The organism is Mycolicibacter longobardus (genome assembly GCF_002102265.1).
GTDB lineage: Bacteria > Actinomycetota > Actinomycetes > Mycobacteriales > Mycobacteriaceae > Mycobacterium > Mycobacterium longobardum.
In genome coordinates, this window is the sequence record NZ_LQPG01000026.1 from 132,000 (window position 1) to 149,054 (window position 17,055).

21 protein-coding genes are annotated in these 17,055 nt (G+C 67.9%); 10 read left to right on the top strand and 11 right to left on the bottom strand.

Annotated features, from left to right (window positions below; genetic code table 11):
- The first annotated feature begins 11 nt into the window (after nt 1–11).
- The gene (locus tag AWC16_RS14350) at nt 12–1,085 is read left to right on the top strand and encodes an NAD(P)H-dependent amine dehydrogenase family protein (protein WP_085265410.1); all 1,074 of its coding nucleotides are present in this window, start codon (nt 12–14) and stop codon (nt 1,083–1,085) included.
- A 17-nt stretch (nt 1,086–1,102) separates the two neighbouring features.
- Here AWC16_RS14350 and AWC16_RS14355 read toward each other — a convergent pair whose 3' ends face one another.
- Both AWC16_RS14355 and AWC16_RS14360 read right to left on the bottom strand, forming a co-directional pair.
- A complete protein-coding gene (locus AWC16_RS14355) occupies nt 1,103–1,738 on the bottom strand; it encodes an HhH-GDP family DNA glycosylase (protein ID WP_085265411.1) in 636 nt (211 codons plus the stop codon).
- A 47-nt stretch (nt 1,739–1,785) separates the two neighbouring features.
- Nucleotides 1,786–3,012, bottom strand: a complete 1,227-nt coding sequence (locus tag AWC16_RS14360; protein ID WP_085265412.1) for an alpha-hydroxy acid oxidase — start codon at nt 3,010–3,012, stop codon at nt 1,786–1,788.
- A gap of 46 nt (nt 3,013–3,058) precedes the next feature.
- On the opposite strand from AWC16_RS14360, the gene AWC16_RS14365 reads away from it, so the two are divergent.
- Nucleotides 3,059–3,529, top strand: a complete 471-nt coding sequence (locus AWC16_RS14365) for a DUF1810 domain-containing protein (RefSeq protein ID WP_085265413.1) — start codon at nt 3,059–3,061, stop codon at nt 3,527–3,529.
- Nucleotides 3,530–3,541: 12 nt separating this feature from the next.
- On the opposite strand, the gene AWC16_RS14370 is transcribed toward AWC16_RS14365, so the two are convergent.
- The 3 genes from AWC16_RS14370 to AWC16_RS14380 are packed head-to-tail and all read right to left on the bottom strand — an operon-like array spanning nt 3,542 to nt 5,225.
- Nucleotides 3,542–4,027 carry a nucleoside deaminase gene (locus AWC16_RS14370; protein WP_085265414.1) on the bottom strand — a complete coding sequence of 162 codons (486 nt, stop codon included), beginning with the start codon at nt 4,025–4,027 and terminating at the stop codon, nt 3,542–3,544.
- A gap of 59 nt (nt 4,028–4,086) precedes the next feature.
- A complete protein-coding gene (ahpD, locus tag AWC16_RS14375) occupies nt 4,087–4,626 on the bottom strand; it encodes an alkylhydroperoxidase, AhpD family (RefSeq protein WP_085265415.1) in 540 nt (179 codons plus the stop codon).
- An 11-nt stretch (nt 4,627–4,637) separates the two neighbouring features.
- Nucleotides 4,638–5,225, bottom strand: a complete 588-nt coding sequence (locus AWC16_RS14380; protein ID WP_085265416.1) for a peroxiredoxin — start codon at nt 5,223–5,225, stop codon at nt 4,638–4,640.
- A gap of 114 nt (nt 5,226–5,339) precedes the next feature.
- Here AWC16_RS14380 and AWC16_RS14385 point away from each other — a divergent pair, with 114 nt between their 5' ends.
- Nucleotides 5,340–6,275 carry a hydrogen peroxide-inducible genes activator gene (locus AWC16_RS14385; protein WP_085265417.1) on the top strand — a complete coding sequence of 312 codons (936 nt, stop codon included), beginning with the start codon at nt 5,340–5,342 and terminating at the stop codon, nt 6,273–6,275.
- Nucleotides 6,276–6,355: 80 nt separating this feature from the next.
- Nucleotides 6,356–7,114 carry an enoyl-CoA hydratase/isomerase family protein gene (locus AWC16_RS14390; RefSeq protein ID WP_085265418.1) on the top strand — a complete coding sequence of 253 codons (759 nt, stop codon included), beginning with the start codon at nt 6,356–6,358 and terminating at the stop codon, nt 7,112–7,114.
- On the opposite strand, the gene AWC16_RS14395 is transcribed toward AWC16_RS14390, so the two are convergent.
- Nucleotides 7,115–7,351, bottom strand: coding sequence for a (2Fe-2S)-binding protein (locus AWC16_RS14395; protein WP_085265419.1), 237 nt, complete (start codon nt 7,349–7,351; stop codon nt 7,115–7,117).
- A 10-nt stretch (nt 7,352–7,361) separates the two neighbouring features.
- The gene (locus AWC16_RS14400) at nt 7,362–8,009 is read right to left on the bottom strand and encodes a fatty-acid--CoA ligase (protein WP_085265420.1); all 648 of its coding nucleotides are present in this window, start codon (nt 8,007–8,009) and stop codon (nt 7,362–7,364) included.
- A gap of 285 nt (nt 8,010–8,294) precedes the next feature.
- Here AWC16_RS14400 and bfr point away from each other — a divergent pair, with 285 nt between their 5' ends.
- Nucleotides 8,295–8,774 (top strand): bacterioferritin, encoded by a 480-nt coding sequence (gene bfr / locus AWC16_RS14405; RefSeq protein WP_085265421.1) that lies wholly within the window; start codon nt 8,295–8,297, stop codon nt 8,772–8,774.
- A gap of 35 nt (nt 8,775–8,809) precedes the next feature.
- Nucleotides 8,810–9,319, top strand: a complete 510-nt coding sequence (locus tag AWC16_RS14410) for a carboxymuconolactone decarboxylase family protein (RefSeq protein ID WP_085265422.1) — start codon at nt 8,810–8,812, stop codon at nt 9,317–9,319.
- Here AWC16_RS14410 and AWC16_RS14415 read toward each other — a convergent pair.
- A complete protein-coding gene (locus AWC16_RS14415) occupies nt 9,312–9,761 on the bottom strand; it encodes a nuclear transport factor 2 family protein (RefSeq protein ID WP_085265423.1) in 450 nt (149 codons plus the stop codon). The two genes, AWC16_RS14410 and AWC16_RS14415, sit on opposite strands and share 8 nt — an antisense overlap.
- A 304-nt stretch (nt 9,762–10,065) precedes the next feature.
- Here AWC16_RS14415 and AWC16_RS14420 point away from each other — a divergent pair, with 304 nt between their 5' ends.
- Nucleotides 10,066–11,829, top strand: coding sequence for a CocE/NonD family hydrolase (locus AWC16_RS14420; protein WP_234812278.1), 1,764 nt, complete (start codon nt 10,066–10,068; stop codon nt 11,827–11,829).
- Between the two features lie 21 nt (nt 11,830–11,850).
- Here the strand turns inward: AWC16_RS14420 and AWC16_RS14425 are convergent, their stop codons facing one another.
- Together AWC16_RS14425 and AWC16_RS14430 are read right to left on the bottom strand one after the other, a co-directional pair.
- Nucleotides 11,851–12,312, bottom strand: a complete 462-nt coding sequence (locus AWC16_RS14425; RefSeq protein WP_085265424.1) for an SRPBCC family protein — start codon at nt 12,310–12,312, stop codon at nt 11,851–11,853.
- A gap of 105 nt (nt 12,313–12,417) precedes the next feature.
- Nucleotides 12,418–13,389: an esterase family protein gene (locus AWC16_RS14430; protein ID WP_085265425.1), complete on the bottom strand. Its 972-nt coding sequence runs from the start codon at nt 13,387–13,389 to the stop codon at nt 12,418–12,420.
- 348 nt (nt 13,390–13,737) lie between these two features.
- Here AWC16_RS14430 and AWC16_RS24375 point away from each other — a divergent pair, with 348 nt between their 5' ends.
- Entirely contained in the window at nt 13,738–14,856 is a 1,119-nt protein-coding gene (locus tag AWC16_RS24375; protein WP_085265426.1) for a DUF7159 family protein, read from the top strand.
- A gap of 1 nt (nt 14,857) precedes the next feature.
- Here AWC16_RS24375 and AWC16_RS14440 read toward each other — a convergent pair whose 3' ends face one another.
- On the bottom strand, nt 14,858–15,430 hold the full coding sequence (locus AWC16_RS14440) for a YceI family protein (RefSeq protein WP_409370667.1): 573 nt from the start codon (nt 15,428–15,430) through the stop codon (nt 14,858–14,860).
- Nucleotides 15,431–15,547: 117 nt separating this feature from the next.
- Between AWC16_RS14440 and AWC16_RS14445 the strand changes: the two genes are divergently transcribed.
- Complete coding sequence (locus AWC16_RS14445) at nt 15,548–15,970, top strand: hypothetical protein (RefSeq protein WP_085265427.1); 423 nt, start codon at nt 15,548–15,550, stop codon at nt 15,968–15,970.
- A complete protein-coding gene (gnd, locus tag AWC16_RS14450) occupies nt 15,924–17,012 on the top strand; it encodes a phosphogluconate dehydrogenase (NAD(+)-dependent, decarboxylating) (protein WP_420094302.1) in 1,089 nt (362 codons plus the stop codon). Before AWC16_RS14445 ends, gnd begins: the two co-directional genes overlap by 47 nt.
- The last annotated feature ends 43 nt before the right edge of the window (nt 17,013–17,055 follow it).

The following is a 17,055-nucleotide window of genomic DNA, read 5'->3' on the forward strand; positions in this document are numbered from 1 at the left end:
ACGGATATCCAATGCGCAGAGTCGTGCAGTTCTCCACTGGCAATGTCGGCCGGCACTCGCTGCGAGCGGTCATCGGCCGACCCGACTTGGAGTTGGTCGGCGTCCACGCCGCGAGCGCGGAGAAGATCGGACGTGACGCGGCCGAACTGTGCGGTCTAGGCGAGTCGACCGGAATCCTCGCCACCGACGACATCGATGCTTTGATCGCACTGGAACCGGATTGCGTGGTCTACACCGCACTGGGTGAGACGCGGCCGATGGAGGCAATCGAGCAGATGTCGAAGCTGTTGGCCGCCGGAATCAACGTCGTCGGCACCTCGATGGTGTGGTTGGTCGCGCCTCGGCAGACCGAGGACTGGCTGCGTGCGCCGCTGGAGCAGGCCTGCCGGACCGGGAACTCCTCGCTCTACGTCAACGGTATCGATCCCGGCTTCTCCTCGGACACCGCGGTTCATTCCGCCCTGAGCCTGGTCACCCGAGCCGAGTCGGTCACCGTCCAGGAGATCTTCGACTACGGCAACTACGACGACTACGAGTACACCGGCACCGCAATGGGATTCGGCACCACCCGGGATGCCGATCCGCCGCTGGCCTTCCAGCCCGGCGTGATCACCTCGATGTTCGGTGGATTGGTGCGCAACCTCGCCGATCATCTCGGCGTGGAACTCGACGAGGTGCGGCAACGGTTCGAGCCCTGGTATACCGACGTGCGCATCGAGTGTGTGATGACCACCGTCGAGCCCGGCCAGTTGGCTGCGGTACGTTTCGCGGCCGAAGGCGTGCGCGGCGGGGTCGCGGTCATCACCGTGGAACACATCAACCGACTGACCTCGGCGGCGGCGCCGCACTGGGAGTACCCGCCCGAAGGTCTGACCGGTATCCACAAGGTGATCGTCGAAGGCGAACCCCGCATCGAGATGGGTACCCACCTGTCGCACCCGGTGCTGGATGTCACCGATGCGGGATGTGTGTCCACGGCCGCGCGGGTGGTCAATGCGATTGACTGGGTCTGTCGTGCACCAGCGGGATTGATTGCGATAGAAGATATTCCACCGGTGGAACTCATTCGCGGTCTGATGTGGTGATGACAGCCGCGCTCGGTTCACTCGGTCAGCCGATCACGTACGTCGGAGTCTGCCGAGTAGCGCACGAGGGCGGCGGCCAGCTCGGCATTGCGTCCCTGCGACAGCGCGCTGAGTTCGTCTGCGTTGCCCGGCAAGCCGAGATCGCGGGCCGCGGCCAGCGCGCGGTCATCGAAGGAGGACCGTGCCCAGGGCCAGACGTCTTGGACTTCGCGAAGGAAGATGCTCGCACCGATGTCACCGATGCCTTTGAACTGCTTGAGCGCCGCGGTGGCCGCCGCGACATCACGCCCGCTGCGTTCGGCCAGCAGGCGGAGGTCCCCGCGATAGTCCTCCTGCACCGCTTCGGCGAGCTCGACCAACATGGTGGCCGAGCTCTCGTCGTAACGGCGGTAATGGGCGCGGCCCAGGGCGTTGATCACGGTGCGGCGGTCTGCCTCGAGGATCTTGTGCGGAGTGCGCAGACCACTGTCGAACAGCTCCCGTGCCGCCCGCGCCGCGATGCCCGCGTCGATGGGTTTGCTGGCCAGCATGCACAGCATCAGCAGCTGGAACAGCGGCATCGGTTGGTTACGCAACCGGATGCCGGCTTCCTGCGCATAGGTGGTGCCGGCGCGCCGCAACAACCGGCGCACCAGCTCCCTATCGGTGTGCACAACGCGCCTATACCCGCGCGAGCAGCACCGCAAACCCGGGCGGGTGGTCAGCGCCCCGGGAGCTGAGTGACGTGCTGCGGTGTCAGCTCCGCCAGGTCGCTGACCCCGAGCAGTCGCATGGTGCGCCGGATCTGCTCGGCGAGGATGTCGATGACGCGGTGCACACCGGCCTGCCCGCCGGCCATCAGCCCGTACAGGTAGGCCCGGCCGATCAGGGTGCACCGAGCGCCCAGCGCGACCGCCGCGACGATGTCGGCGCCGGACATGATGCCGGTGTCCAGCAGAATCTCGGTGTCCCGCCCGACCTCGCGCGCCACCTCGGGCAGCAGCTGGAACGGCACCGGTGCCCGGTCGAGCTGCCGGCCGCCGTGGTTGGACAACACGATGCCGTCGACGCCGAGGTCGACGACGGCGCGGGCGTCGGCGACGGTCTGAATGCCTTTGACCACGAATCGGCCCGGCCACTGGGACTTGACCCAGGCCAGGTCGTCGAAGGTCACGCTCGGGTCGAACATGGTGTCCATGTACTGCGCGACGGTGCCCGGCAGGCGGTCCAGCGACGCGAACGACAGCGGCTCTGTGGTGAGCAGGTCGAACCACCAGGCCGGATGAACGACGGCGTCGGCGACTGTGCGCAGCGTCAGCGCCGGCGGGATGGTCATGCCGTTGCGGGTGTCCCGCCGTCGCGCTCCCGGGACCGGGCAGTCGACAGTGACCAGCAGGGTGTCGTAGCCGGCATCGGCGGCGCGGCGCAGCAGCGCCATCGACCGCTCCCGGTCGCGCCACATGTAGAGCTGAAACCATCGGCGGGCGCCCGGCGCGGCCGCGGCCACCTCTTCGATAGAGGCTGTGCCCAACGTGGACAGCGAGAACGGGATGCCCGCGGCTTCGGCAGCGCGGGCCCCGGCCAGCTCGCCCGCGGTGTGCATCAGCCGGGTGAAGCCGGTGGGGGCGATCGCGAACGGCAACGCGACCGGCGCCCCGAGCACCTCGCGGCTGGTGTCGACCTCGGTGACGTCGCGCAGGATGGCCGGATGAAATTCGATGTCGCGGAAGGCCTGTCGTGCCCGCCCCAGCGAGATCTCATCCTCGGCGGCGCCGTCGGTGTAGTCGAAGGCGGCTTTGGGGGTGCGCCGCTCAGCGATCCGGCGCAGGTCTTCGACGGTCAGCGCGGCATCGAGGCGCGCCGCGGCGCGGTTCAACCGTGGCCTGCGGAATCGGATCAGGGGAGCGAGGTCTTGCACCCTGGGAAACCGCCGTGGCATCGCCGACATTGCTGACTCCTTCACTGCCACGTCGCACTGTGCCACGGTTGATGTCATGGCCGGTAACCCGGAGGCGTTCGGACTGCAGCGTTTCGTCGACGCGCAGGCCGGTGTCTACGACACCGTGCTCGCCGAACTGCGCGCCGGCCGCAAGCGCAGCCACTGGATCTGGTTCGTGTTTCCGCAGCTGGCCGGGCTGGGCGTCAGCGCGACGGCACAGCATTACGGGATCGCTGATCTTGCGGAAGCGCGTGCCTACCTGGCCCACGAACTGCTCGGGCCACGGTTGCACGAGTGCGCGCAGTTGATCAATGCGGTGCGCGGTCGGGCTATCGAGGAGATCCTCGGCCGGCCCGATGACCTCAAGCTGCGTTCCTCGATGACCCTGTTCACGCGAGCCTGCGCGGAGGCCGGCCACACCGGTGATTGCCGCTGCGACGAGTTTCGGGCGGTGCTGGATCGCTACTACGGCGGGCAGGAGGATCCGCTGACCGTGGACCGGCTGGCGCGGCTCGCCGGGGACTGAGCGCTGTCGGCGTCACCCTCGGCGTTGGTAACGGGTGCAGAACAGCGCTTTCAAGTCCGATTCGAACTCCGGCGCCGGCCCGTCGACTGCCACATGCGGAGCGATCGCGGTGATCGGCAGCGGGGCCACCGGCGCTGCCGGCACCTGCAGCTCGGTCAGCCACTCGGTCAGTTGCGCCGTCGATGCCGCGAACACGATCCGGCCCAGCCCGACCCACGCGTGGGCCGCCGAACACATCGCGCAGTGCTCACCGGAGGTGTAGACGGTGGTCCGGCCACGCCGCGCCGGGGCAAGGTTGGCCACCGCCCACTGGGCGATGGCCAACTCAGGATGGCGGGTGGCGTCGCCGTCGCCGGCCCGGTTGCGATCTTCGAAGAGCACGGTGCCGTCGGCATCGACCAATATCGAGCCGAACGGGTCGTCGCCGTGTTCGCAGGCCTCGGCCGCCAATTCGACACAGCGGGCCAGATACTCACGGTCGGCATCGCTGAGCGCCACAGGGCCGAAGTCTACGGCGCGCGCCGGGCAGTGCCCGGCGCGCGCCGATCAGGACCTGATCACGACGACGCGGCTGGGTCGGCGCCGGCGGCGAAGACCGCCTGCGCCACCCCGGCCACGATCGAGGCGACCTTGAGCGCCTCCAGCACCGCCTCGCGGCCGATGCCGGCCTCGCGGACGACATGCTCGTGGGAGGCGACGCACGCCTGGCAACCGTTGATCGCCGAGACCGCGAAGCTCCACAACTCGAAGTTCGCCTTGTCGACCCCCGGGTTGCCGATGATGTTCATCCGCAACCCGGCCCGCAGGTCGTCGTAGGCGCCGTCCAGGAAGTGCCGGCCACGGTAGAACACGTTGTTCATACCCATGATCGATGCTGCACCCAGGGCGGCCTGGTAGGCCTCCGCCGACAGGTTGTCGGCGGCCTCGGCCCCGATCTCGGCCAAGACCGTGGCGTTGCGTGTCGCAGCGGCACTGGCCAGCAGGCTGCCCCAGAGCTGTTCTTCGTTCAGGACGGTGGAGCGCGCGATCGAACCCAGATTGAGCTTGAGGTCCTTGGCGTACTCCGGGAGTGCTTCCTTGAGATTCTCGATGCTCATGCGAACTCCGATCAGACGGATTCTTTGAGCAGCTCACCGACGTTCAGGGTGGCCTCGCCCTTCTTCCAGTTGCAGGCGCACAACTCGTCGGACTGCAGCGCGTCGAGCACCCGCAGCACCTCGTCGACGTTGCGGCCCACCGATCCCGCCGTCACCGAGACGAACTGAATCTCGTTGTTGGGGTCGATGATGAAGGTGGCTCGGTCGGCGACGCCGTCGGCGTTGAGCACACCGGTGGCCTCGGCCAGCTCGCGCTTGAGGTCCGACAGCATCGGGAAAGGCAGCGTCTTGAGGTCCTCGTGCTGCTCACGCCACCGGTAGTGCACGAACTCGTTGTCGGTCGAAGCGCCGAGAATCTGGGCGTCGCGATCGGCGAACTCGTCGTTCAACTTGCCGAACGCCGCGATCTCGGTGGGGCAGATGAAGGTGAAGTCCTTGGGCCAGAAGAACACCACGCGCCACTTGCCGGCGTAGTCGTCGCTGGTGATGGTGGTGAAGTAGTCGTCCGGCCCTTTCGCGTCGACCTTCGACAGGTCGCCCGGGATGAGGGCGGTCAGCTTGTAAGCCGGGAACTGGTCGCCGATGGTCAGCAGTGCCATGTCACTCCTTGTGTATGAGATTCGCATTCGGGGCGCCGTTGGACGCCCGCACGCTCCATACTGCCCCATCCGAATTAAAAACGAAAGGTGATATTTTGCACTATAATTATCGGCATGACCGATGCAACCTATCAGCCGACGCTGGCCGGTTTGCGGGCGTTCGCCGCGGTCGCCGAGAAGCACCACTTCAGCCTGGCGGCGGCAGGACTGGGCCTGAGTCAGTCGACACTGTCGCAGGCATTGTCGTCGTTGGAGGCCGGGTTGGGGATCCAGCTCATCGAGCGGTCCACACGCCGGGTGTTCCTGACTGCCGAGGGCAAGGCGTTGCTGCCTCATGCTCATGCCGTGCTGGACGCCGCGGCGCAGTTCTCGGCCGCCGCGGCCGGGGTCGCCGACCCGTTGCAGGGCACCATGCGGCTGGGCCTGATCCCGACCGTGGCGCCCTATGTGCTGCCGGCGGTGCTGGCCGGTCTGTCGGAACGCCTGCCGGAGCTGAACCTGCGGGTGATCGAGGACCAGACCGAACGGCTGCTCACCGGGCTGCGCGAGGGCGCGGTGGACGCAGCGTTGCTCGCGTTACCGGCCGACGCCGCCGGGATGACTGAAATACCGATCTATGACGAGGATTTCGTCCTGGCACTGCCGCCCGGGCATGCGTTGGCCGGCAAGCGGCGAGTGCCGCCCACCGCGCTCGCAGACCTGCCGCTGCTGCTGCTCGACGAGGGCCACTGCCTTCGGGACCAGGCCTTGGACATCTGCCGCAACGCGGGGGTGCGGGCTGAGTTGGCCAACACCCGGGCGGCATCGCTGGCCACCGCGGTCCAGTGCGTGACCGGCGGGCTGGGCGTGACGTTGATCCCGCAGACCGCGGTGGCGGTCGAGGCCGAACGCAGCGGACTGGCGCTCGCCTACTTCGCCGCGCCCCGGCCGGGCCGGCGGATCGGGCTGGTGTTTCGCACCTCCAGCGGGCGTGAGGAGTCCTACCGGCGGCTGGCGGGCATCATCGGCGACGTGATCGGCGGGGTACACCAGGTCGACCGGGTGCAGTAGCGTGGCGCGGCGGTTCAGCGAGGCTCGACGGAGGAGAGGTGAAGCTGGGACGCCGCATGAACGGCGTTTAGGCTGCACGGGTGATCCTCAAGATCGAAGACGAGAACCGGGTGCGGACGCTGACGCTGAATCGTCCCGACGCGCTCAACGCATTCAACGAAGCGCTCTACGACGCCACCGCCGAGGCGTTGCTGGCCGCCGCCGACGACCCGGAGGTCGCGGTTGTGCTGATCACCGGAGCTGGGCGGGCATTCAGCGCCGGAACCGACCTCGCCGAGATGCAGGCCATGGTGACCGACCCGGACTTCACCCCGGGAAAGCACGGTTTCCGCGGTCTCATCACGGCGCTGGGAAGGTTTCCCAAACCGCTGCTCTGCGCGGTCAACGGGGTCGGTCTGGGCATCGGAGCGACCATCCTCGGCTACGCCGACCTGGCATTCATGTCGTCGACGGCCCGGCTGAAATGCCCGTTCACCAGTCTGGGGGTTGCGCCGGAAGCCGCGTCGTCCTACCTGCTCCCGCAGCTGATCGGACGGCAGAACGCCGCCTGGTTGCTGATGTCCTCGGAATGGATCAATGCCGACGAGGCGCTGCGGATGGGCCTGGTATTCGGCGTCTGCGAGCCCGACGCGCTACTGAGCGAAGCTCGTCGGCACGCGGACGTCCTTGCCTCCCGGCCGATTTCGAGTCTGATGGCGGTGAAGAGCGCCATGGTCGAGCCCACCCGCGCCGAGACGCTGGCCGCGGTGGAGCGGGAGAACGCGTTCTTCGCCCAACTTCTGGGCGGACAGGCCAACGCCGAGGCGCTGGCCGAATTCACCGGGCGGCGGATGCGCTGATCAGTGTGAGCCGACCGGGGTCACGTCCAGCGTGAGGTGCCGCAGCGCGCCGTCGCCCGGACGGGCGGGCGTCGCAGCCAGGGTGGCCTCGATGATGCCGCGGACCGTACACCGGCACCGGCCGCAATCGCCGCCCGCACCGCACATCGCGGCGACCTCTTTCGACGTCGACGCGCCGGCGGCGACAGCGTCCGACACCATCTGATTGGTGGCTCCCACACACAGGCACACATACATGGCGGTATCCCTAAAGACCCTGGCCCGCGGGCGTCGTCAGATCGATTGCGGCGGCGAACTTCCCGACGAACGGTCGCGGGTAACCGCCGATCCCGATACCGGCCATCCACTCCGCGGCGGTGTCCGGGTGATCGATCCAGCGCTGTGCGCTTGCCGCACTGTCGGTTTCCAGGAGCGTCATCACCTCATGCCCGTCGTCGACTGCCTGATATATCCACACTTTGCGCACCCCGGCATCGGCGAACCGGTCCAGCCCGGCATGCACCTTGGCCAGCAGCTCCGCGGGATCGGCGACGGTGGCGACCACGCCGACGATCACCTCAGAACCGTGCTGTTCGGGGCCGGCCGGGGAGAGATTGATCTTCTCGGTGACCTCGCCGGCGAAGATCGCCGGCAGATCGTTGACCCCGGAGCGGTCGAACCATTCGAACAATGCGGGGGAGCGCAACAGCTCCTGCACCGAGACGCGGTGCCGCAGGCCGATCGTGACCAGGACCCGGTCCGGCTCGAACGCCGAGGTGTAGAGCACCGCATGGCGGGCCCCGAGTCCGAGAAGCGGAGAGTGATCGTTGCGGATCAGGGCCCACGTCCGATCGACGTCATCGACCCGGTAGTCCAGCGCCAGCACCAGCGAATGGGAATCCTCGCGATGAGACATGTCGCCGCCCAAAATGCCGACACGATTGCCGGGCGAAACGAGTCTCATGTTAGTAGAGTCTAACCTAAGTAAAGCGCACCTTGCATGGGTCCGGAATCCTACGGCGATCCGACATTCGCCCGACGACCCGATCAAGGTGCGGCGATTCGGCGCGCCGAGACACGGGTAAACACCCCACTGCGGCCGGTTACCTGCATTAGATTGAATTCGGGCGCGTTACGGCGATCACTCAAGCTCCGTCCGTCGCGGCTGGCATGCGAGGTTCTTCACATCAGAGGAGAGATCATGCAAGGCGACCCCGAGGTTCTCAAACTGCTCAACGACCAGCTGACCAGCGAACTCACCGCGATCAACCAGTATTTTCTGCACGCCAAGATGCAGGACAACTGGGGTTTCACCGAGCTGGCCGGCCACACCCGCGGCGAGTCGATGGAAGAGATGCGCCACGCCGAGTCGGTCACCGACCGGATCCTGGTGCTCGGCGGCCTGCCGAACTATCAGCGCATCGGGTCCCTGCGCATCGGGCAGACCCTGCGCGAACAGTTCGAAAGCGACCTGGCTCTGGAGATCGACGTGCTCAACCGGCTGCGGCCCGGCATCGTCATGTGCCGTGAGAAGCAGGACAGCACCACCGCCCAGATTCTCGAGACCATCCTCGCCGACGAGGAATCCCACATCGACCACCTGGAAACCCAGCTGGAGCTGATGGACAAACTGGGCGAGGCGCTGTACTCGGCGCAGTGTGTCTCCCGCCCGCCGTCCTGATCTGCCCTTGCGACCGCCGCTAGGATTCCTAAGTTATGAGCCGAATCGGGGATTTCGCCGCAGACGACGTGATGGGCTGGACGACCAAATCACCTGAACTCGCCGCCGGGATAGGCGGATTCAGCGCCGCGGTCTACGGCCGGGGCCGACTGCCGATGCGCACTCGGGAGCTGGCCCGGATGGTGATCGCCTTCGACAACGAGTGCACGGCGTGCGTCAACACCCGCGACGCCGACGGCCCGGCGGCCGGGGTCAGCGAAGACCTTTACGAGCACGCGTCGGAGTGGCGCACCTGGCCGGGCTACAGCCCCCAGGAACGGCTCGCGGCCGAGTTCGCCCATCGCTTCGCCACCGACCACACCGCGCTGCGGGACGACGAGGACTTCTGGGCGCGGTGCGCAGAGCACTTCAGCGACGAACTGCTCGCCGACCTCGCGCTGTCGTGCGCACTCTGGCTGGGCATGGGGCGGCTGCTGCGCACTCTGGACATCGGTCAGGCTTGCGCCCTGACCCTGCCCAGCCGGGTGGATTCCGCGCTCAGATAAGGCCGGTGGCGTCGAACACCCACGACATGTCGGCCTTCGCCAGGTCCTCCAGCCAGGTCGGTGGGGCGTGGGCGGTCAGACCTGCCATGTCCCAATAGTCTTTCCAGAGCGTGATCTTGCCGTCGACGACCTTGTGCACGGTGACGAACCGCAGCAGTGCGGTTTCGCCGGTGGCCCAGTTCCAGGTTTCGGAGTGTTCGTAGAGGACGTCGGTGCCTTCGGCGACGAGCAGCCCCGGATGGTTCTCGTATCCGGCCAGCGGCTCCAGACCGACCTTGAGGCGTTTGACGATGTCGCCCGGGCCGCGGGCGGCTGCGGCCGGGCCCACCGGCATGTCGACATAGATGCAGTCTTCTGCCAGAAAAGCTTTCACCGCATCCCAGTCGCGACGTGACAAGGCCGCCCACATCCCTGTGACGGTTTGTTTGACGTCAGTCGCCATGCCGATACCGCGTTCCGGTGTACGACATCACAAGCGGGAATATACGCCGGCTCCAGACAGGCGTCCGCGCGGGATGGGTGCACGTTTAGAGTCTGGTGCGGAGGTGGACATGGCTGATCGACGGTCGGTGCGCAAAGTCGGGCTGGTGCTGGCGTCAGCCGCTGCGGTGGGGGCTGCCGGCATCGCGGTGCGCAGGGTGGGCGCCACCCGGACCCGCAAGGAGAACGCCTCGCCGCTGAACCCGCCGTGGACCGCCCCGCCTGCGCGCTACGGCGTCGGGATACACCGCAACGTAGCGGTGGAGATGAGCGACGGCGTGGTACTGCGCGCCAATGTCCATTACCCCACCGACCCCGAGACCGGGAAGCCGGCCGCCGGGCCGTTTCCGGTGCTGCTGTCGATCACCCCTTACGGCAAATTGGCACCGCCACCGGCCGCGCAGCTCGGCGGAGGCCCCTCGCCGCATCTGATCCGGCGGGGCTACATCGAGGTGATGGTCGACGTCCGCGGCACCGGGGCGTCCGGAGGCTCGTTCGAGATGTTCGGCCCGGACCAGACCCGCGACGGCGTCGAGCTGGTCACCTGGGCGTCGACCCTGCCGAACGCCAACGGCCGAGTCGGCATGTTCGGCATCTCCTACCTGGCCATCAACCAGCTGTTCACGGCGGCCGCGGTCGGCCCCGATTCACCGCTGAAGGCGATCTTCCCGGTGATGGCCGCCAACGACTTCTACCGGGATGCCGCCGCCATGGGTGGCACGCCGCACCTGCGCACCGTGAGTGCCTACGGCTCGGTGTACAGGCTGCTCAACGTGATCAACCCGACGCTGGAGTTCGTCACTCCGGGCCGGCATCCGCGGCCGCGTGCCGGTGGGCGGGCCGCGGTGCGCCAGCGTGGCAGAGACCAGCGCGGCTACTTCGGGCCGCTGGTCGCCGAGGCGCGCACCGGCGGTGATGCCGCCTACGACGGGCCGTTCTGGGACACCATGCGTCCCGACCTGGTGCTGCCCGAGATCGCGGCCAACAATGTGGCCGTCTTTCTGACGGGCGGCTGGCACGACGCGTTCCAACGCGGTGCACCCTTGAACTATGTGGGGTTGCAGAACGCGTACACCGGCCGGCAGGTGGATGCTCCGATGCAGTCCGGGCAACCCCTGACCGACCGGGTCAAGCTGCTGATGGGGCCGTGGTACCACGTGTCGGACTATGACGGTCTGCACCTGTTGGATCTGAAGCTGCGCTGGTTCGACTACTGGCTGAAAGACGATGCGGCCGCGGAGATCTCCGGGCCTCCGTTCACCTTTCAGGCGATTGGCGATCGCCGCTGGTATCTCACCCGCGAGTATCCGGTCCCGGAAGCCACGCCGACCCGGCTGTATCTGGCCCATGCGGGCCGGTTGGACGCCGACGCCCCCGAAGAGCAGACCCTGGCCGCGCTGCCGTACCGCTCGCGCGGTCCGATATCCGGGCGCAGCCTGGAACAGTGGGCCCTGGGGCTGAACAGTTTCGTCACGTCGACGGCCGGCGGCCGCACCCGGCACGATCAGGACAATCGCCGGGTGCAACGGGGTGCGCTGACCTACACCACCGAGGCATTCGACTCGCCGGTCCTGATCGCAGGGCCGATCACGCTCACCGTGCAGGCAACGGCCGACACCACCGAGACCCTGTGGGTCGCCCACCTCGACGACGTCGCACCGGAAGGGGTGAACCGCCCGCTGACCATGGGCGCCCTGCTCGGTTCACACCGGGACCTGGACCCGGACCGCACCTGGTACCTGCCGGACGGCACCGTGCTGCGCCCGCATCACATCAGCACCCGCGCCGCGGTACGGCCGGTGGAGCCGGGGGAGTTGACCCGCTACGACATCGAGATCTTCCCCACCGCGGCGCTGATCGCGCCGGGGCACCGGCTGCGACTGACCTTGACCACCTACGATTTCCCGCACCTGGTACCTACTGCGCCGGCGCGCCAGGCGCTGACCGGCGGTCTGTACCACGTGCACCAGGGTGGACCCACCCCGTCGTTCCTGCTGTTGCCGCTGACAGACCCCGACAGCCTGGACTGAACTCAGAGCCGGCGGGCCGCTCTACTGCTCCTGCTCTGCGACATCCCGGATGCGTTCCAGGGTGCGGCGCATGTCACGGATGTTGTTGCGCTGCCGCAGAAAACCACCGAACACCCAGTAGTACACGCTGGTCAGGAAAGAGTCGGCCAGCCGGAAAGACTCGGTGACGTCAGTGCCGTTCGCGGTAGGGGTCAGCTCGTAGCGCCACCGGTTCACTTCACGATCACCGGCGAGCACCGCGAAGGCGAACACCCGGTTCGGCTCGCACTCGGTGACCCGGCACGTCGTCCAGTACACCGGGCCGATCCCGTTGCGCCGGACATGCCCACGGAACCGTGCGCCCACCTCCGGGCCGGTGGCGCCGTCGAGCCATTCGGCCTCGAAGGTCTCCGGGGAGAACCGCCCGGTGTTGCGGACGTCGGCCACCAGATTCCAGATCCGCTCGGCCGGGGCTGCCATGTGAACTGTCGCCGAACCCTGCATGCCCTGATCCAATCACGTCCGCGGGGGCGGGGTAACCCCACACAACAAAGCACTGGGCCCCATCCGGAAATCGGATGGGGCCCAGTGGTGCGTCGATTCAGGCGCTTAGCCCGCGCCCAAGTGGCTCTGCAGGTCAGGCTTCATGGCCTGCAGCTGCTGGCCCCAGTACTCCCAGCTGTGCGTGCCGTAGTCCGGGAAGTTGAACACCGCGTTGCTGCCGCCGGCCGCGGTGTAGAGCTCCTGGAACCTCTTGTTCTGGCCGATCATGAAGTTGCCCTCGAGGAAGGTGGCGGGAAGGTTGTCGCCGCCCAGCTCGTTCGGACGGCCGTTGCCGCAGTAGACCCACAGGCGGGTGTTGTTGGCCACCAGCTTGTCGACGTTGAGCGTCGGGTCGTTGCGCACCCATGCCGGGTCACTGTCGGGGCCCCACATGTCTTCCTTCTTGTAGCCGCCGGCGTCACCCATGGCCAGGCCGATCCAGCTCTTGCCGTCAGAGGGGTTGATGTAGCCGGACAGCGAACCCGCGTAGGTGAACTGGTTCGGGTGGTAGATGGCCAGCGTCATCGCCGACGCACCGGCCATCGACAGGCCGACCGCAGCGTTGCGGCTCTGGCTCACGCCGTACTCCGAGGCCAGGTAGGCCGGCAGCTCGCTGGTGAGGAAGGTCTCCCACTTGTAGGTGGAGCAACCCGCCTTGCCGCAGGCCGGCTTGTACCAGTCGCTGTAGAAGCTGGACTGGCCACCGACCGGCATGATCACCGAGATGCCCGAGTCCAGGTACCACTCGAACGCCGGGGTGTTGATGTCCCAGCCGTTGTAGTCGTCCTGGGCCCGCATGCCGTCCAGCAGGTACAGGCCCGGGGAACCGGAACCGCCCGGCTGGAACTGGACCTTGATGTCGCGGCCCATGCCCGCCGAGGGCACCTGCAGGTATTCGACCGGCAGACCCGGCCGGGAGAACGCAGATGCGGTCGCTTCGCCACCGGTCAGGCCGATCAGGCCCGGCAGCGCCGCGGCAGCCACAGCGCCGACCATAAGTCGGCGTGCCCAGCGCATCCCCTTGGTCACGTCAGTCATTCCTGCCCCTTGTCGTCTTGCTGCGGAACGTCACTTGCGTCGATTGCGGCGCAACGCACGCGCCGCCGGTGCCATATCGGTCCTTACATGCAACAACGGCCGCAATCCGCAACTCCAGCGGCCGTCTCGGGATCCGACCCGCATATAGCATACCCGATTTTCGTCCCGGACCCGGTTAGGACTTGCGGGACGACACGCGTAGGCTCGCCTGCGGTAAGCCGACAAGACCACACTGTCCTGAGCTGTCCCCGGGTCCGCTCCGTGCCCGCCGATTCCCTCCACGGGTGAGGCGAAGGCGCTCCGCCGACGCGGTGACATCGCAGATCAGGACGATTGGGGCGCGCGATTTTGGACACGGTACTGGGGCTGGCGTTGACGCCGACGACCATCGGCTGGGTGATGGCCGACGGCAGTGGCGTTCCGGGCGCCCCGGCGCTTTCCGGTGACGAGGTCGGTGTCAGCCGCGGCGATGCCGGCTTGGACGTGTCGCATCTCGCCGCTTCGGCGTCGGCCCTGGCCGCTCGGGCACGCACCATGCTGGCCGCCGGCGGCGAACGGCTGCACGGTGTGGCTGTGACCTGGAGCGACGAAGCGGCCGTCGGGGCCGCGCTGTTGTTGGAGTTGCTGGCCGACGCCGGCTTCGATCACGTGGTACCGGTGCGATTCAGCCAGGCGGCCGCATCGTTGACCGCCGGCATCGGATTACAGCGCGAACGCACCGCGGTATGCGTCGTCGAACCCGGCTTGGCCACTCTGGTCCTGCTCGACGACTCCGATTCCGCCGACCCGATCGTCACCGTCAGCCCGATCGGCGGTACCGACGACGTGATCAGCTGGCTGGTCGACACCTTGGGCGCGGGCGGCCAGGGACCTGAACTGCTGATGGTGGCCGGTTCGATGCGCGGCATGGACCGGCTCGCACGCCGGCTGGAATCGAAGCTTTCGGTACCGGTCTTCGTCCAGGGCGGCGCCCAGCAGGCGTTGGCTCGGGGGGCTGCGCTGGCCCTGGCGCCGCATTCCGAACTGACCGGCCCGGCGCTTGAGGCGACCGTAGCCGGCTGGGAAAGCGGCGACCTCGGCCCGAGGCGTGCCATGTCGCTGTCGTATGCCGGAGCGCTGACGATGCTGGCCGGGGGAGCGGTGACGCTGGTCGCGTCGGTGTCGGCCGCACTGAGCCTGCAGCTGGGAACCGGCAGGGACGCCCCTCATCCGCAGCCGCCCGCGCATGTGACCGTGGCGCGCGTCGCCGTTCCCGCCGCCCCGCCAGCGGCCGCCCCGGCGCAGCCGCCAGCTGCGGCTCCGGTCCCACCGGACCAGATGCCCGGGGCCTCGGAGGAGCCCGCCGAGTTCGGTTCGCTGTGGGACGCGCCGGAGGCGAACCCGGACCCGCCGGCACCGCCGCAGGGCCGAGTCCCGGCACTGTTGGACCGCGTCCGGGAACACCTCAACGGTCTGCCCGGGCGCTGAGTCAGGCCCCGCGGATCTCGTCGGCGGAAACAGTCCCCGACAGGGACACCGTCACCTCGTCTGCGACCTGCATCGCCCCCATCAACATCGAATAGCGCCGCACGCCGAAGTCGCTGTGTCGCACCACGGTGCTGCCGTCCACTTGCCACGAGTCACCGTTACCGGTCACCCGCACCTCGATGACGTGCTGCTTGGCCTTGCCGCGGATCTCCAGGTCGCCGGTCAACCGATACCCGTCATCCGTCGCTTCGATGTCGTTGCACCCGAACCGGATGATGCCGTGTTTCTTGCTGTCGAGGCATTTGAGGGCGTTGCCGCGGATCAGCGTCTTCTCCGGCGCGGTCAGCGGGGTGAGCCCGCCCTCGCCGTTGAGCACCTGCAGCGAATCCACCTCGACGGTCAGGTTCACCGCGGTCGGCCGGTCGCCGGACCAGGCCACGGTCGCCTGCCAGCGTTCCATCTCGATCGTGAGCCGGTGGCCCATCTTCGCGGCTCGCCCCGCCACGTCCGTGCCGATCAGCATCCGACCGTGCGATGGGTCCAGCCGCCACTGCTTTCCAGCCACCTGCGGCACTCTAGCGGCGATCGCAATCGCGGCGAAGCCGCGCCGCCATCAAGCCAGCGGGCCTGCTGGGCCGGCATTCGGCGGATTCGCGATGGCCCGCCGCGGCCACCCGTTAGGCTCTGACGAATGATCCGTGAACTAGCCGCAGCTGCTTTCATCGCCGCCGCCGCGGGGGCAGCAGCCGTCACCGGCGCACCGGCCGCCGGTGCCTACCCGGGTGACGTGCCGGGCATGGTCGATGGCCAGCGCCAGGGGGATGCGTGCTTCAGCTGGGAGCGCTTCATCTACGGCCACGGCCCCAACGGCCAGGCGCTGGCATGCCATTTCATCGCCAACCAGTGGCCGCCCAAGGACACCGGGTTCTGGCAGATCTCCTACCCGCTGTACGGGGTGCAGGAAATCGGCTCGCCGTGCCCGAATCCGCAGTCGGCCGCGCAGTCGCCCGACGGGTTGCCGCTGCTGTGCCTGGGTGCGCGGGGCTGGCAGCCCGGCATCTACACCGGTGGTATCGGCCCCTACTTCCCGCCCGGGATCGCCCAGGTCGGCTGACCGCGAGAACGAGCGCGGCACGATGCGCCTGGGGATGATCGGCCTGGGCCGAATGGGCGCCAATCTCGTTCGGCGGCTGGCCGACGGGGGTCACGAATGCGTCGTCTATGACCACAACCCCGACGCGGTCGCCGCGCTGGCGGCAGAGGCGAACACCACCGGAGTGTCGTCCTTGGCCGAGTTGGCGGCCAAGCTGCCCGCCCCGCGCGTGGTGTGGGTGATGGTTCCGGCCGGTGCCGTCACCACCGGAGTCATCGAAGAGCTCGCCGGTACGCTGACGGCCGGCGACATCGTGATCGACGGCGGCAACTCCTACTACCGTGACGACATCGCGCATTCGAAATTACTGGGGGACAAGGGGATCCACCTGCTGGACTGCGGGACCAGCGGCGGGGTGTGGGGCCGCGAGCGCGGCTACTGTCTGATGGTCGGCGGAGACCGCGCCGCCTTCGATCAGGTCGAGCCGATCTTCGCCACCGTGGCCCCGGGGGTGGACGCCGCCCCGCGCACACCGGGCCGCGACGGCGAGATCTCCCAGGCCGAGAACGGTTACCTGTACTGCGGCCCGTCGGGAGCCGGGCACTTCGTGAAGATGGTCCACAACGGCATCGAGTACGGAATGATGGCCTCGATCGCCGAGGGCCTGAACATCCTGCACCACGCCAACATCGGCAAACAGGATCAACAGGGTGACGCCGAGACCGCCCCGCTGACCCATCCCGAGTTCTACCGGTACGACTTCGACATCGAGCAGATCACCGAAGTCTGGCGGCGCGGCAGCGTGATCGGCTCCTGGCTGCTGGACCTGACCGCCAGTGCCCTGCAGAAATCGCCGGCGCTGGAGGAATTCGCCGGGCGGGTCTCCGACTCCGGGGAGGGTCGCTGGACCGTCATCGCGGCGATCGACGAGGGCGTGCCCGCACCGGTGCTGACCACCGCCCTGTACGCGCGTTTCGCCTCGCGCCATCTGTTCGAGTTCGGCGCGAAGGTGCTCTCGGCGATGCGCAAGCAGTTCGGCGGGCACGACGAGAAGTCCGGGTGAGCAGCGCAGGATCCCGGTCCTGATCCTGGCCGCTCACGGTCTC

What these genes read in the sequence shown, in the direction of transcription:
- AWC16_RS14350 (WP_085265410.1), top strand. Translation starts at nt 12, where the DNA reads ATGCGCAGAGTCGTGCAGTTCTCCACTGGCAATGTCGGCCGGCACTCG.
- AWC16_RS14360 (WP_085265412.1), bottom strand. Translation starts at nt 3,012, where the DNA reads ATGTCGGCGATGCCACGGCGGTTTCCCAGGGTGCAAGACCTCGCTCCC.
- AWC16_RS14365 (WP_085265413.1), top strand. Translation starts at nt 3,059, where the DNA reads ATGGCCGGTAACCCGGAGGCGTTCGGACTGCAGCGTTTCGTCGACGCG.
- ahpD (WP_085265415.1), bottom strand. Translation starts at nt 4,626, where the DNA reads ATGAGCATCGAGAATCTCAAGGAAGCACTCCCGGAGTACGCCAAGGAC.
- AWC16_RS14380 (WP_085265416.1), bottom strand. Translation starts at nt 5,225, where the DNA reads ATGGCACTGCTGACCATCGGCGACCAGTTCCCGGCTTACAAGCTGACC.
- AWC16_RS14385 (WP_085265417.1), top strand. Translation starts at nt 5,340, where the DNA reads ATGACCGATGCAACCTATCAGCCGACGCTGGCCGGTTTGCGGGCGTTC.
- AWC16_RS14395 (WP_085265419.1), bottom strand. Translation starts at nt 7,351, where the DNA reads ATGTATGTGTGCCTGTGTGTGGGAGCCACCAATCAGATGGTGTCGGAC.
- AWC16_RS14400 (WP_085265420.1), bottom strand. Translation starts at nt 8,009, where the DNA reads ATGTCTCATCGCGAGGATTCCCATTCGCTGGTGCTGGCGCTGGACTAC.
- bfr (WP_085265421.1), top strand. Translation starts at nt 8,295, where the DNA reads ATGCAAGGCGACCCCGAGGTTCTCAAACTGCTCAACGACCAGCTGACC.
- AWC16_RS14410 (WP_085265422.1), top strand. Translation starts at nt 8,810, where the DNA reads ATGAGCCGAATCGGGGATTTCGCCGCAGACGACGTGATGGGCTGGACG.
- AWC16_RS14415 (WP_085265423.1), bottom strand. Translation starts at nt 9,761, where the DNA reads ATGGCGACTGACGTCAAACAAACCGTCACAGGGATGTGGGCGGCCTTG.
- AWC16_RS14420 (WP_234812278.1), top strand. Translation starts at nt 10,066, where the DNA reads ATGAGCGACGGCGTGGTACTGCGCGCCAATGTCCATTACCCCACCGAC.
- AWC16_RS14425 (WP_085265424.1), bottom strand. Translation starts at nt 12,312, where the DNA reads ATGCAGGGTTCGGCGACAGTTCACATGGCAGCCCCGGCCGAGCGGATC.
- AWC16_RS14430 (WP_085265425.1), bottom strand. Translation starts at nt 13,389, where the DNA reads ATGACTGACGTGACCAAGGGGATGCGCTGGGCACGCCGACTTATGGTC.
- AWC16_RS14445 (WP_085265427.1), top strand. Translation starts at nt 15,548, where the DNA reads ATGATCCGTGAACTAGCCGCAGCTGCTTTCATCGCCGCCGCCGCGGGG.